Origin of the sequence: Streptomyces sp. NPDC016309 (assembly GCF_043077235.1) — a bacterium.
Lineage (GTDB): Bacteria > Actinomycetota > Actinomycetes > Streptomycetales > Streptomycetaceae > Streptomyces.
Map to the genome: position 1 here is coordinate 166,507 of NZ_JBIBSG010000009.1, position 12,525 is coordinate 179,031.

Below are 12,525 nucleotides of genomic sequence, written 5' to 3' on the forward strand. Positions count from 1 at the left end.
GCCCAAAGGATCTAGGAACCGAGGACCCGCTGAGATGAGCAAGCTCGAACTCCTCCCCGCCGTCGACGTCCGGGACGGCCAGGCCGTACGGCTCGTCCACGGCGAGTCCGGCACGGAGACCTCCTACGGCTCCCCGCTGGAGGCCGCCCTCGCCTGGCAGCGCGCGGGCGCCGAGTGGCTGCATCTCGTCGACCTCGACGCCGCTTTCGGCACCGGTGACAACCGCGAGCTGATCGCCGAGGTCGCGAAGGCCATGGACATCAAGGTCGAGCTGTCCGGCGGCATCCGGGACGACGCGTCCCTCGCCGCCGCGCTGGCCACCGGCTGCACCCGCGTCAACCTGGGCACGGCCGCCCTGGAGACCCCCGAGTGGGTCGCCAAGGTCATCGCCGAGCACGGCGACAAGATCGCCGTCGGCCTGGACGTCCGCGGCACCACGCTGCGCGGCCGCGGCTGGACCCGCGACGGCGGCGACCTGTACGAGACGCTGGCCCGCCTCGACTCCGAGGGCTGCGCCCGCTACGTGGTCACCGACATCGCCAAGGACGGCACGCTCCAGGGCCCCAACCTGGAGCTGCTGCGCAACGTCTGCGCCGCCACCGACAAGCCGGTCGTCGCCTCCGGCGGCGTCTCGTCGCTGGACGACCTGCGCGCCCTGGCGGAGCTGGTCCCGCTCGGCGTCGAGGGCGCCATCGTCGGCAAGGCGCTGTACGCCGAGGCGTTCACCCTGGAGGAAGCGCTCGCGGCGGTGGCCGGATGACCGACTCCGTACGCCGGGTGGTGACCGGCGCCCCCTGGGAGGAGCAGTTCGGCTATGCGCGGGCCGTGGAGCTGCCCAGCGGCCTGGTCCTGGTCTCCGGCTGCACCTCCGTCATCGACGGCCAGATCGCCGGCGGCGGCCCCTACGAGCAGGCGGTCAACTCCTTCAAGGTCGCCTTCGCCGCGCTGGAGCGACTGGGCCTCGGCCCCACCGACGTCGTCCGCACCCGGATGTACCTCACCCACGCCCGGGACGTGGAGGAGGTCGGCCGCGCCCACAAGGAGCTGTTCGACGCCGTCCGACCCGCCGCGTCGATGATCATCGTCTCCGGCTTCGTCGACCCCAGCCTGGTCGTCGAGGTCGAGGTCGAGGCGTACCGGACCGGCACCACCCAGGGAGGCACTCCCTCATGACCCTCGCGGTACGCGTCATCCCCTGCCTCGACGTGGACAACGGCCGGGTCGTCAAGGGCGTCAACTTCCAGAACCTCCGCGACGCGGGCGACCCCGTCGAGATGGCCAAGCTGTACGACGCCGAGGGCGCCGACGAGCTGACCTTCCTCGACATCACCGCCTCGTCCGGGAACCGGGAGACCACCTACGACGTGGTGCGCCGCACCGCCGAGCAGGTCTTCATCCCGCTGACCGTCGGCGGCGGCGTGCGCAGCGCCGAGGACGTCGACCGGCTGCTGCGCGCCGGCGCGGACAAGGTCGGCGTCAACACGGCGGCGATCGCCCGCCCGGACCTGATCAAGGAGATCGCCGAGCGGTTCGGCCGCCAGGTGCTCGTGCTGTCCGTCGACGCCCGCCGCACCCCGGAGGGCACCTTCGAGGTCACCACCCACGGCGGCCGCCGCGGCACCGGCCTCGACGCCGTCGAATGGGCCCACCGGGCCGCCGAGCTGGGCGCCGGCGAGATCCTGCTCAACTCGATGGACGCGGACGGCACCAAGGACGGCTACGACACCGAGATGATCGCCGCCGTGCGCGAGCACGTCTCGGTTCCGGTGATCGCCTCCGGCGGCGCCGGCGCGCTCGCCCACTTCCCGCCCGCCATCGACGCGGGCGCGGACGCGGTGCTGGCCGCGTCGGTCTTCCACTTCGGCGACCTGCGGATCTCCGAGGTGAAGGCCACCCTGCGCGACGCGGGCCACCCGGTCCGCTGACGCCCGCGGGGCAGGGGCTCAGCCGAGCGGCTGGGTGAGCTGCACGAGGTTGCCGACGGTGTCGTCCAGCACGGCCGTCAGCACCGGCCCCTGCTCCGTGGGCGGCTGGGTGAACCGCACGCCCAGCCCGCTCAGCCGCTCGTACTCGGCCGCCAGGTCGTCCACCCCGAGGACGATGCACGGCAGCCCGGCGTCCCGCAGCCCCCGGCGGTACCGCTCCGCCAGCGGGCTGTCCCCGGGCTCCAGCAGCAGCTCCACGTCCTGACCGGGCGCGGACACCGTGATGAAGCGCGCCCCGCCCAGATCGAGATCCGTACGGGTCGCGAAACCGAGGACGTCCCGGTAGAAGACATGGGCCCGGTCCTCGTCGTCGACGTACACGCTGGTCATGGCGATCCGGATCATCGTGAACCTCCTGCCCGCCCGCGCGGGGCCGCTTACGGGCGCCACCGCGCACGAGCCGCGTACGTCCGATGATGCACGCCCCCGCGGGCGCCCGCCGCCGCACGCCGCCGACGACGACCCGGGGCCGGCCCGCCCGGGGAGCGCCCACCGCGCGGCGGGCGCCCCGTACCGGACCGGCCGGGCCCTAGATGCCCAGCTGCTTCGTCCCGTGCAGCCGCTCCACGGCGTCCTTCTCGCCGGCCACCTCGACGTCCGCCGCGTCCTGGCGGCCGAACACGAACATCGTCAGCTCGCCCGGCTCACCCGTCACCGTCACCACCGGGGTGCCCCGGTGGCCCACCACCGTCCGGCCGTCCGGCCGGCGCAGGACCAGCCCCACCGGCACCTTCCGGCACAGCATCCGCGCGGCCTTCTCCAGCCGCACCCACAGGGCCTCCGCGAAGACCGGGTCCAGGGCGCGCGGCGTCCAGTCCCGCTGCGCCCGCCGCACGTCCTCGGCGTGCACGTAGAACTCCACCGTGTTGGCACCCTCGTCCACCTGCTTGATCGCGTACGGCGACAACCGCGGCGGCCCCGTACGGATCAGGTGGACCAGCTCCTCGTACGGCTTGGCGGCGTACTCCGCCTGCACCTGCTCCAGGCGCCCCCGCAGCGGACCGAGCAGTATCCCCGCCGCCGCGTCCGGGCGGCGCTCGCGCACCACCACATGGGCCGCCAGGTCACGGGTCTTCCACCCCTCGCACAGGGTCAGGGCATCGGGGCCCGCCGCCTCCAAGAGGTCGGCGAGCAGGAGTCGTTCACGCTTGGCATGGGTCGACATAGGGGCCAGGGTACGACCGCGCGGGGCGGTCCGCCCAGTGGACGCACCACCGGGAACCCCTCTCCGTCACGGCACAATGGCGGCATGACCAGCAACCTTGACCCGGCCATCGCCGCCCGTCTCAAGCGCAGCCCCGACGGGCTGGTCCCGGCCATCGCCCAGCAGTACGACACCGGAGAGGTGCTCATGCTCGGCTGGATGGACGACGAGGCCCTGCACCGCACCCTCACCACCGGCCGCTGCACCTACTGGTCCCGCAGCCGCCACGAGTACTGGGTCAAGGGCGACACCTCCGGCCACGTCCAGCACGTCAAGTCCGTCGCCCTCGACTGCGACGCCGACACCGTCCTGGTCAAGGTCGACCAGGTCGGGGCCGCCTGCCACACCGGCGCCCGCACCTGCTTCGACGCCGACGTGCTGCCCCTGGGACAGGCAATTCCCACCGAGTAGGGTCAGACGCCATGGATCTCGAGACCTTCCGCAAGCTCGCGGCGGACCGCCGCGTCATCCCCGTCAGCCGCCGCCTCCTGGTGGACGGCGAGACCCCGGTCGGCCTCTACCGCAAGCTCGCCGCCGAGCGGCCCGGCACCTTCCTCCTGGAGTCCGCCGAGAACGGCCGCTCGTGGTCCCGCTACTCCTTCATCGGCGTCCGCAGCGCCGCCACCCTCACCGCCCGCGACGGACAGGCCCACTGGCTGGGCGTCCCGCCCGTCGGCGTCCCGGTGGACGGCGACCCCCTGAAGGCGCTGCGCGCCACCGTGGAGGCCCTCCACACCCCGCGCGACCTGGCCTCCGGGATGCCGCCCTTCACCGGCGGCATGGTCGGGTACCTCGGCTACGACATCGTGCGCCGCCTGGAGCGCATCGGCGACCACGGCCGCGACGACCTCGACCTGCCCGAGCTGACCATGCTGCTCACCTCGGACCTGGCCGTGCTGGACCACTGGGACGGCACGGTGGTGCTCATCGCCAACGCCATCAACCACAACGACCTCGACACCGGGGTCGAGGAGGCCTACGCCGACGCCGTCGCCCGGCTCGACGCCATGGAGGCCGACCTGGCCGAACCGGTCCGCACCCGGCCCGTCGCCCTGCCCCCCTCCGAGCTCCCGCCGCACACCGCGCTGTGGGGCGGCAAGGCCTACCAGGACGCCGTCGAGGACATCAAGGAACGCATCAGGGCCGGCGAGGCCTTCCAGGTGGTGCCCTCCCAGCGCTTCGAGACGCCCTGCACGGCCGGCGCCCTGGACGTCTACCGGGTCCTGCGGGCCACCAACCCGTCCCCGTACATGTACCTCTTCCGTTTCGACGGCTTCGACGTCGTCGGCTCCAGCCCCGAGGCCCTGGTCAAGGTGGAGGACGGGCACGCGATGGTCCACCCCATCGCCGGCACCCGGCCGCGCGGCGCCACGCCCCAGGAGGACCAGGCGTACGCCGACGAGCTGATCGCCGACCCCAAGGAGCGGGCCGAGCACCTGATGCTGGTCGACCTGGGCCGCAACGACCTGGGCCGCGTCTGCGAACCCGGCTCCGTCGAGGTCGTCGACTTCATGTCCATCGAGCGGTACTCGCACGTGATGCACATCGTCTCGACCGTCACCGGCCGCGTCGCCGAGGGCCGCACCGCCTTCGACGTGCTCACCGCCTGCTTCCCCGCCGGGACCCTGTCCGGCGCGCCCAAGCCGCGCGCCATGCAGATCATCGACGAACTCGAACCCACCCGGCGCGGGCTGTACGGCGGCTGCGTCGGCTACCTCGACTTCGCGGGCGACTCCGACACCGCCATCGCCATCCGCACCGCGCTGCTGCGCGACGGCACGGCGTACGTCCAGGCCGGCGCCGGGGTCGTGGCCGACTCCGACCCGGTCGCCGAGGACACCGAGTGCCGCAACAAGGCCGCCGCCGTGCTCCGCGCCGTACACACCGCCAACCGGATGAACGGCGCATGACGGCATGAGGGATAGTGGACGGGTGAGTGCCGCATCCGTACCCCAGCCCCGTGCCACCCGCGCGGACGGGACGGCGGCCGCTTCGGGCGGCCGCCGCAGTCTCGCCGCCGCCCTGTCCCTCGGCGCCGCGGGCGCGGCCGTCGTGCTGCTCGCGTCCGGCCAGACCTGGGCCGAGGGCACGGTCACGGTCGGCGGCGGCTCCGTGCCGCTCGACGCGACGGGCGGAGACGTCACCGGCGTCCCGACCGCGCTCGCCATAGTGGGCCTGGCCGCCCTCGTCGCCGTCTTCGCGGTACGCCGCGCCGGCCGGTCCCTCGTGTCGCTGCTGCTCACCCTCAGCGGCGCCGGGGCCGCCACCGCCGCCTACCTGGGCGCCTCCGACGGGGCGGCGCTGGACGAGAAGGCCGCCTCGACGACCGGGGACGCCGCGGCCCGGGTCGAGGCCCTCACCCACACCCCCTGGCCCTGGGTCACCGTCGTGGGGGCGCTGCTGATCCTCGCCGCCGGGCTCCTCGCCCTCCGCCACGGGCGGGGCTGGCCCGCGATGTCCGGCCGGTACGAGCGCGACGGCGGCCCCCGCCCGGGGAGGACCGCCGGCGCGGCCCGCCCCGGCGACCCCGACCGGCCCGAGGACCTGTGGAAGGCCCTCGACCGCGGCGAGGACCCGACCGACCCGCGAGGGTGACCCCGGATCACCTCGTACGCGCGCGTGCGGGACAATGTCGCTGAGCGTCCGCACCCCGGCGGGGCCTTAAGAGAGCAACATCAACGAGGAGCAATTCATGGCCAGCGACCATGGACACACCCCGGCCGCCTGGACCGGTGTCATCATCTCCTTCATCGGCTTCTGCGTCGCCGGTGTCTTCATGGTGGCGGCCAACCCGTTCGGCTTCTGGGCGGGCATCGGCCTCATCCTGCTCGGCGGTGTCGTCGGCGGTGCGATGAAGCTGGCCGGTCTCGGCCAGAAGGAGTCGCCCGACCTCGTCCGGGCGCGCGAGGCGGCCGCCCGCAAGGACCGCACCCCGGAGACGGCCCGCGCGGACGTCACCGCCTGACCCGTCCGGGCGCGACACGAGAAGGCGCGGTCCGGCACCAGCCGGGCTGCGCCTTTCCGCATGACCGGCGACAATCACCCGGTGGACCCCGATCCGACCCGCAGCCCCGCCCCGCCGTCCGCGCTCCCGCACCCCGGGGCGCCCCCGCTCGCCGGGCCCGCGCTCCCCGGGCCCGCGCGTCCCGGGCTCCGGAGCGGCCCGCCGCGTTCCGGCCCGTACCCGCCGCCCCCTCCGCGCCCGCTCGCGCGGCGGCTCGCGGCACCCCTGGGCACCCTCGCGGCGGCCGCCGCGGCGTTCGCGTACGTCGGCGCGGTGGACCCCAACGAGCCCGGGCACTACCCCGTCTGCCCGCTGTTCCGCTTCACCGGGCTGCTCTGCGCCGGCTGCGGCGGCCTGCGCAGCGCGCACGCCTTCGTCCACGGGGACCTGGTCACCGCCCTGGGCGCCAACGCGTTCGCCGTGGCCGGCTACCTGCTCTTCGCGGTGGCGATGGCGTACTGGCTGGCCAGGGCCGCCAGGGGGCTGCCCGTACGCCTCACCCTGGCCCCCGTGTGGTGGTGGTCCGCCGGGGCTCTGCTCGTGGTGTTCTCGGTCGTCCGGAACCTTCCGTTCGGATCGGCTCTCGCCCCCTGAAACAGCAGGTCACAGCGGAGCGGTCGGCCGGATGAGGACTCTGGGCCCCGGTGCGGATACCATCAAGGTGACTGATCCTGATCCAACACCGCCGCCGTGGAAGGGGGCCTCTCGCGTGAGTGTGCTCGACGAGATCATCGAAGGCGTGCGCGCCGACCTCGCAGAGCGACAGGCGCGGGTCTCTCTCGACGAGCTCAAGGAGCGGGCGGCCAAGGCGCCCGCCGCCAAGGACGGCGCCGCCGCCCTGCGCGGCGACGGCGTGAAGGTCATCTGCGAGGTGAAGCGCTCCAGCCCGTCCAAGGGCGCGCTCGCCGCGATCGCGGACCCCGCCGGGCTCGCCGCCGACTACGAGGCGGGCGGTGCCTCCGTCATCTCCGTGCTCACCGAGCAGCGGCGCTTCGGCGGCTCCCTGGCCGACCTCGAAGCGGTGCGCGCCAAGGTCGACATCCCGGTCCTGCGCAAGGACTTCATCGTCACGGCCTACCAGCTCTGGGAGGCCAGGGCGTACGGGGCCGACCTCGCCCTGCTGATCGTCGCCGCCCTGGAGCAGCCCGCCCTGGAGTCGCTGATCGAGCGGGCCGAGTCCATCGGTCTCACCCCGCTGGTCGAGGTGCACGACGAGGACGAGGTCGAGCGGGCCGTCGACGCGGGCGCCCGGGTCATCGGCGTCAACGCGCGCAACCTGAAGACCCTCAAGGTCGACCGCTCCACCTTCGAGCGCGTCGGCCCCGAGATCCCCTCCCGCATCGTCAAGGTCGCCGAGTCCGGCATCCGCGGACCGCACGACCTGATCGCCTACGCCAACGCGGGCGCGGACGCCGTCCTGGTGGGCGAGTCCCTGGTCACCGGACGCGACCCCAAGTCCGCGGTCGCCGACCTGGTCGCCGCCGGCGCCCACCCGGCCCTCCGGCACGGACGGGGCTGAACCTCCCCATGACCGCCGCCGCCCGCACCGTCGCCGCCGCGACGCCGCACCGGACGCCCTCGCGCCCGGTGCGGACGTCCCGCGCGTGCGCGGACGCCGGCGCGGCACCCGGCGCGGCGCCGGGGCGGATCCCGGCCCGCACCCCGTCCTCCATGACCCTCGCCCGTCCCGGTACGGGCGCCACGCGCGCGTACCTGGCCGTCCCGGCGGCGGACGCCACGGCGGCCCGCGACCCGTACGCCCGGCTCGCCCGGGGCTGCCGCCCGCGCGGCTGCCGGGCCCCCGCGCGGCGCGTGCACGGACGCCGCGTCCGCTACGTCATCGGCGACGAACCCGGCCAGGTCAACGGCATGCGATGGCGCGCGCGCACCGCGCGCCCCCACCACCGCTGACCCACCGCCCGCTCCGGCGCACGGACGGGCGGGCAGTGGTCGTTCGGTAGCGCCGGCGCACACCGTGACCACCGTCAAGCCAGACGTCCGGGGACGACGCCGTCCCCGCAGAGGAGCATGTCGCATGCCCAGCGAGTTCTTCATTCCCGACCCCGAGGGCCAGGTCCCGAGCGCCGAGGGCTACTTCGGCGCCTACGGCGGCAAGTTCATCCCCGAGGCCCTCGTCGCCGCCGTCGACGAGGTCGCCGTCGAGTACGACAAGGCCAAGAACGACCCCGCGTTCGCGGCCGAACTCGACGACCTGCTGGTCAACTACACCGGCCGTCCGAGCGCCCTCACCGAGGTGCCGCGGTTCGCCGAGCACGCCGGCGGCGCGCGGGTCTTCCTCAAGCGCGAGGACCTGAACCACACCGGCTCGCACAAGATCAACAACGTGCTGGGCCAGGCGCTGCTCACCAAGCGCATGGGCAAGACCCGGGTCATCGCCGAGACCGGCGCCGGCCAGCACGGGGTGGCCACCGCCACCGCCTGCGCCCTGTTCGGCCTCGAATGCACCATCTACATGGGCGAGATCGACACCCAGCGCCAGGCGCTGAACGTCGCCCGGATGCGCATGCTCGGCGCCGAGGTCATCCCGGTCAAGTCCGGCAGCCGCACCCTGAAGGACGCCATCAACGAGGCGTTCCGCGACTGGGTCGCCAACGTCGACCGCACGCACTACCTCTTCGGCACGGTCGCCGGCCCCCACCCCTTCCCCGCCATGGTCCGCGACTTCCACCGCGTCATCGGCGTCGAGGCCCGCCGCCAGATCCTGGAGCGGGCCGGCCGGCTGCCCGACGCCGCCGTCGCCTGCGTGGGGGGCGGCTCCAACGCCATCGGCCTTTTCCACGCGTTCATCCACGACACCGGCGTCCGCCTGGTGGGCTGCGAGCCCGCCGGGCACGGCGTCGAGACCGGCGAGCACGCGGCCACGCTCACCGCCGGTGAGCCCGGCATCCTGCACGGCTCCCGCTCGTACGTCCTCCAGGACGACGAGGGCCAGATCACCGAGCCCTACTCGATCTCCGCCGGCCTCGACTACCCCGGCATCGGCCCGGAGCACTCGTACCTCAAGGACAGCGGACGCGGCGAGTACCGCGCGGTGACCGACGACGCGGCCATGCGGGCCCTGCGCCTGCTGTCCCGCACGGAGGGCATCATCCCGGCCATCGAGTCGGCCCACGCCCTGGCCGGCGCCCTGGAACTGGGCCGGGAGCTCGGCGAGGACGGCCTCATCGTGGTCAACCTCTCCGGCCGCGGCGACAAGGACATGGACACCGCCGCGCGCTACTTCGGGCTGTACGGCACCGACGCCGCCCCGGTCGAGGCCGACGCCTCCGCCGACGACGGCGCCGCCGAGATCCAGACGGACACCGAGATCCAGGGGGGCACCAAGTGAGCGGGAACATCCGGCTTCTCCAGGACACCCTGGAGCGGACCGCGGCCGAGGACCGGGCCGCGCTGATCGCCTACCTCCCGGCCGGCTTCCCCACCGTCGACGGCGGCATCGAGGCCGTGAAGGCCGCCCTCGACGGCGGCGCCGACGTCGTCGAGGTGGGGCTGCCGCACAGCGACCCGGTCCTCGACGGCCCGGTCATCCAGACCGCCGACGACATCGCGCTGCGCGGCGGGGTCAGGATCGCCGACGTCATGCGCACGGTCCGCGAGGCCCACGAGGCCACCGGCAAGCCGGTCCTCGTCATGACGTACTGGAACCCCATCGACCGGTACGGCGTCGAGCGCTTCACCGCCGAACTCGCCGAGGCGGGCGGCGCCGGCTGCATCCTGCCGGACCTGCCGGTCCAGGAGTCCGCCGTCTGGCGCGAGCACGCCGACAAGCACGGCCTCGCCACCGTCTTCGTCGTCGCGCCGAGCAGCCAGGACGCGCGCCTGGCCACCATCACCGCCGCCGGCTCCGGCTTCGTGTACGCCGCGTCCCTCATGGGCGTCACCGGCACCCGGGAGTCCGTCGGCGAGCAGGCGGCCGACCTGGTGCGCCGCACCCGCGCCACCTGTGACCTGCCGGTCTGCGTCGGCCTCGGCGTCTCCGACGCCGCCCAGGCCGCCGAGGTCGCCTCCTTCGCCGACGGCGTCATCGTGGGCTCCGCCTTCGTCAAGCGCATGCTCGACGCCGACGACCACGCGGCCGGCATCGCCGCCGTAAAGGAACTGGCGGGCGAACTGGCCCGGGGCGTGCGGCGCTCCCGGCCCGCCTCGTAACTCGTACGGGTGGAAGTGGACCGGGGAGGCGCGCGGGCGCCTCCCCGGTTCGTTGCTGTGGGCGTGAGCGAGAAGAACAGTGCAGGGAAGCGGAGCGCCCGAGAACGGCTCCAGGAGGAACGCGACCGGCAGAAGGCGCGCGACCGGCGCAGGCGCACGCTGATCGTCTCGGCCGCCGTCGTCGGCGTGCTCGGGCTGGCCGCCGTCGCCGGGCTCATCGCCGCCAACACCGGCGACAAGAGCGACAGCTCCGGCTCCGGCACCGTCGCCGCCCCGACCGGCGCGGCCGGCGAGGACCGGCTGGCGATCCCGGCCGGCGCCACCGACGCCCCCTCCACGCTCACGATCTGGGAGGACTTCCGCTGCCCGGCCTGCGCCCAGTTCGAGAACGCCGTCCGGGACACCATGCACGAGCTGACCGACTCCGGTCAGATCAAGGTCGAGTACCACCTCGCCACGATCATCGACGGCAACATGGGCGGCAGCGGCTCGCTCAACGCGGCCAACGCCGCGGCCTGCGCCCAGGACGCCGGCGCCTTCGTGCCGTACCACGACGCGCTCTACCAGAACCAGCCCCCGGAGCAGGACGACGCCTTCGCCAAGGACGCCAAGCTCTTCGAACTGGCGGCCAAGGTGCCCGGTCTGGACACCCCCGCCTTCCGCTCCTGCGTCACCGAGGGCACCCACGACAGCTGGGTGACCAAGTCCAACGAGGCCTTCCGCGACGGGGACTTCCGCGGTACGCCGACCGTCCTGCTCAACGGAGAATCGATCTTCCCCACCAAGGGCAAGGAGCAGATCTCCATCGAGAACCTGAAGAAGTGGGTCGCCGAGGCGAACAAGGGCAAGAAGCCGGGCACGGCCTTCCCGTCCCCGGCCGGTTCCGCGCCCGCCCCCGCCTCGCCCCCGGAGCCCACGTCCCCCTCGGCGGGCTGAACGGCCGCGGCACCCGCCGCCATCACGCACCGCGGTCGCCCGCCGCCGTCACGCACCGCGGTCGCCCGCCACTGTCACGCACTGCGGTCGCCCGCCACTGTCACGCACCGCGGTCGCGCGCTGCCGTCACGCACCGCTGTTATGCACTCTTTGCCGGGCGGGTTGCCCCCGCTCCCGCCCGGCAAGGTAGCGTCGGTCCTGCCATGGACCTTGCCTACATTCCCAGCCCGTCGACCGGTGTGCTCCATCTCGGACCGGTCCCGCTGCGCGGCTACGCCTTCTGCATCATCATCGGTGTCTTCGTCGCCGTCTGGTACGGCAACAAGCGCTGGCTCGCCCGGGGCGGCAAAGCCGGCACCGTGGCCGACATCGCCGTGTGGGCGGTGCCCTTCGGTCTGGTCGGCGGCCGGCTGTACCACGTCATCACCGACTACCAGCTGTACTTCAGCGAGGGTGAGGACTGGGTCGACGCCTTCAAGATCTGGGAGGGCGGCCTGGGCATCTGGGGCGCGATCGCCCTCGGCGCGGTGGGCGCCTGGATCGGCTGCCGGCGCCGTGGCATCCCGCTGCCGGCGTACGCGGACGCCATCGCCCCCGGCATCGCACTCGCCCAGGCGATCGGGCGCTGGGGCAACTGGTTCAACCAGGAGCTGTACGGCCGGTCCACCGACCTGCCGTGGGCGCTGCGGATCAGCGAGGGCGCCAACCGCGAGGCCGGGCTCTACCACCCGACCTTCCTGTACGAGTCGCTCTGGTGCGTCGGCGTCGCCCTGCTGGTGGTCTGGGCGGACCGCCGGTTCACCCTCGGCCACGGCCGGGCGTTCGCGCTGTACGTGGCCGCCTACTGCGCGGGACGCGGCTGGATCGAGTACATGCGCGTCGACGAGGCGCACCACGTGCTGGGCCTCCGGCTGAACGTGTGGACCGCGATCGTGGTCTTCCTGCTGGCCGTGACGTACATCGTCGTCTCGTCGCGGACGCGGCCGGGGCGCGAGGAGGTCGTGGAGCCGGCGGCGCTCGCGGACGTGGCGAAGGCGGACGCCGCCGAGGCGGCCAGGGCGGACGCGAAGGGGACGGACGCGAAGAGGACGGGCCCGGCCGGGACCGGTCCGGCGACGGCGGACGCGGCGGGGACGGACACCGCCGCGGCGCCCGGGAAGACCGGCCGTGGCGCCGGCGCGAAGCCGGAGTCGGCGGACAAGGGCTGACACGAGCGTGGCGCGAAG

16 protein-coding genes are annotated in these 12,525 nt (G+C 73.9%); 14 read left to right on the forward strand and 2 right to left on the reverse strand.

Going from position 1 to position 12,525, the window contains the following annotated elements:
* Positions 1-34 precede the first annotated feature (34 nt).
* The 3 genes from priA to hisF are packed head-to-tail and all read left to right on the forward strand — an operon-like array spanning position 35 to position 1,925.
* Positions 35-760, forward strand: coding sequence for a bifunctional 1-(5-phosphoribosyl)-5-((5-phosphoribosylamino)methylideneamino)imidazole-4-carboxamide isomerase/phosphoribosylanthranilate isomerase PriA (gene priA / locus ACF068_RS23280; protein WP_392276203.1), 726 nt, complete (start codon positions 35-37; stop codon positions 758-760).
* A complete protein-coding gene (locus tag ACF068_RS23285; protein WP_392276204.1) occupies positions 757-1,173 on the forward strand; it encodes a RidA family protein in 417 nt (138 codons plus the stop codon). The genes priA and ACF068_RS23285 overlap by 4 nt, the downstream gene beginning before the upstream one ends.
* A complete protein-coding gene (gene hisF, locus ACF068_RS23290; RefSeq protein WP_392276205.1) occupies positions 1,170-1,925 on the forward strand; it encodes an imidazole glycerol phosphate synthase subunit HisF in 756 nt (251 codons plus the stop codon). Before ACF068_RS23285 ends, hisF begins: the two co-directional genes overlap by 4 nt.
* 18 nt (positions 1,926-1,943) lie before the next feature.
* On the opposite strand, the gene ACF068_RS23295 is transcribed toward hisF, so the two are convergent.
* Together ACF068_RS23295 and ACF068_RS23300 are read right to left on the reverse strand one after the other, a co-directional pair.
* Positions 1,944-2,330 carry a VOC family protein gene (locus tag ACF068_RS23295; protein WP_392276206.1) on the reverse strand — a complete coding sequence of 129 codons (387 nt, stop codon included), beginning with the start codon at positions 2,328-2,330 and terminating at the stop codon, positions 1,944-1,946.
* Positions 2,331-2,514: 184 nt separating this feature from the next.
* Positions 2,515-3,150, reverse strand: a complete 636-nt coding sequence (locus ACF068_RS23300) for a TIGR03085 family metal-binding protein (RefSeq protein WP_392276207.1) — start codon at positions 3,148-3,150, stop codon at positions 2,515-2,517.
* A gap of 84 nt (positions 3,151-3,234) precedes the next feature.
* On the opposite strand from ACF068_RS23300, the gene hisI reads away from it, so the two are divergent.
* The 11 genes from hisI to lgt all read left to right on the forward strand — a co-directional run bounded on the left by hisI (position 3,235) and on the right by lgt (position 12,507).
* Complete coding sequence (hisI, locus tag ACF068_RS23305; protein ID WP_392276208.1) at positions 3,235-3,600, forward strand: phosphoribosyl-AMP cyclohydrolase; 366 nt, start codon at positions 3,235-3,237, stop codon at positions 3,598-3,600.
* Between the two features lie 11 nt (positions 3,601-3,611).
* Positions 3,612-5,099, forward strand: a complete 1,488-nt coding sequence (locus ACF068_RS23310; RefSeq protein ID WP_392276209.1) for an anthranilate synthase component I — start codon at positions 3,612-3,614, stop codon at positions 5,097-5,099.
* 4 nt (positions 5,100-5,103) lie between these two features.
* On the forward strand, positions 5,104-5,784 hold the full coding sequence (locus ACF068_RS23315; protein ID WP_392276210.1) for a TIGR02234 family membrane protein: 681 nt from the start codon (positions 5,104-5,106) through the stop codon (positions 5,782-5,784).
* Between the two features lie 97 nt (positions 5,785-5,881).
* Positions 5,882-6,154: an HGxxPAAW family protein gene (locus ACF068_RS23320; protein WP_392276211.1), complete on the forward strand. Its 273-nt coding sequence runs from the start codon at positions 5,882-5,884 to the stop codon at positions 6,152-6,154.
* Positions 6,155-6,214: 60 nt separating this feature from the next.
* Positions 6,215-6,787, forward strand: a complete 573-nt coding sequence (locus ACF068_RS23325) for a DUF2752 domain-containing protein (RefSeq protein WP_392276212.1) — start codon at positions 6,215-6,217, stop codon at positions 6,785-6,787.
* Between the two features lie 115 nt (positions 6,788-6,902).
* Positions 6,903-7,712: an indole-3-glycerol phosphate synthase TrpC gene (trpC, locus tag ACF068_RS23330; RefSeq protein ID WP_392276213.1), complete on the forward strand. Its 810-nt coding sequence runs from the start codon at positions 6,903-6,905 to the stop codon at positions 7,710-7,712.
* Between the two features lie 152 nt (positions 7,713-7,864).
* Entirely contained in the window at positions 7,865-8,104 is a 240-nt protein-coding gene (trpM, locus tag ACF068_RS23335; protein WP_392276422.1) for a tryptophan biosynthesis modulator TrpM, read from the forward strand.
* Between the two features lie 124 nt (positions 8,105-8,228).
* Complete coding sequence (trpB, locus tag ACF068_RS23340) at positions 8,229-9,542, forward strand: tryptophan synthase subunit beta (protein ID WP_392276214.1); 1,314 nt, start codon at positions 8,229-8,231, stop codon at positions 9,540-9,542.
* Positions 9,539-10,363, forward strand: coding sequence for a tryptophan synthase subunit alpha (gene trpA, locus ACF068_RS23345; protein ID WP_392276215.1), 825 nt, complete (start codon positions 9,539-9,541; stop codon positions 10,361-10,363). Before trpB ends, trpA begins: the two co-directional genes overlap by 4 nt.
* Positions 10,364-10,426: 63 nt before the next feature.
* Positions 10,427-11,299: a DsbA family protein gene (locus tag ACF068_RS23350; RefSeq protein ID WP_392276216.1), complete on the forward strand. Its 873-nt coding sequence runs from the start codon at positions 10,427-10,429 to the stop codon at positions 11,297-11,299.
* A 203-nt stretch (positions 11,300-11,502) separates the two neighbouring features.
* Complete coding sequence (gene lgt, locus ACF068_RS23355) at positions 11,503-12,507, forward strand: prolipoprotein diacylglyceryl transferase (protein WP_392276217.1); 1,005 nt, start codon at positions 11,503-11,505, stop codon at positions 12,505-12,507.
* Positions 12,508-12,525: the final 18 nt, after the last annotated feature.

Excerpts from the sequence above, each read along its gene's own strand:
- priA (WP_392276203.1), top strand. The coding sequence starts at position 35 with ATGAGCAAGCTCGAACTCCTCCCCGCCGTCGACGTCCGGGACGGCCAG.
- ACF068_RS23285 (WP_392276204.1), top strand. The coding sequence starts at position 757 with ATGACCGACTCCGTACGCCGGGTGGTGACCGGCGCCCCCTGGGAGGAG.
- hisF (WP_392276205.1), top strand. The coding sequence starts at position 1,170 with ATGACCCTCGCGGTACGCGTCATCCCCTGCCTCGACGTGGACAACGGC.
- ACF068_RS23295 (WP_392276206.1), bottom strand. The coding sequence starts at position 2,330 with ATGATCCGGATCGCCATGACCAGCGTGTACGTCGACGACGAGGACCGG.
- ACF068_RS23300 (WP_392276207.1), bottom strand. The coding sequence starts at position 3,150 with ATGTCGACCCATGCCAAGCGTGAACGACTCCTGCTCGCCGACCTCTTG.
- hisI (WP_392276208.1), top strand. The coding sequence starts at position 3,235 with ATGACCAGCAACCTTGACCCGGCCATCGCCGCCCGTCTCAAGCGCAGC.
- ACF068_RS23310 (WP_392276209.1), top strand. The coding sequence starts at position 3,612 with ATGGATCTCGAGACCTTCCGCAAGCTCGCGGCGGACCGCCGCGTCATC.
- ACF068_RS23315 (WP_392276210.1), top strand. The coding sequence starts at position 5,104 with ATGAGGGATAGTGGACGGGTGAGTGCCGCATCCGTACCCCAGCCCCGT.
- ACF068_RS23320 (WP_392276211.1), top strand. The coding sequence starts at position 5,882 with ATGGCCAGCGACCATGGACACACCCCGGCCGCCTGGACCGGTGTCATC.
- ACF068_RS23325 (WP_392276212.1), top strand. The coding sequence starts at position 6,215 with ATGACCGGCGACAATCACCCGGTGGACCCCGATCCGACCCGCAGCCCC.
- trpM (WP_392276422.1), top strand. The coding sequence starts at position 7,865 with ATGACCCTCGCCCGTCCCGGTACGGGCGCCACGCGCGCGTACCTGGCC.
- trpB (WP_392276214.1), top strand. The coding sequence starts at position 8,229 with ATGCCCAGCGAGTTCTTCATTCCCGACCCCGAGGGCCAGGTCCCGAGC.
- lgt (WP_392276217.1), top strand. The coding sequence starts at position 11,503 with ATGGACCTTGCCTACATTCCCAGCCCGTCGACCGGTGTGCTCCATCTC.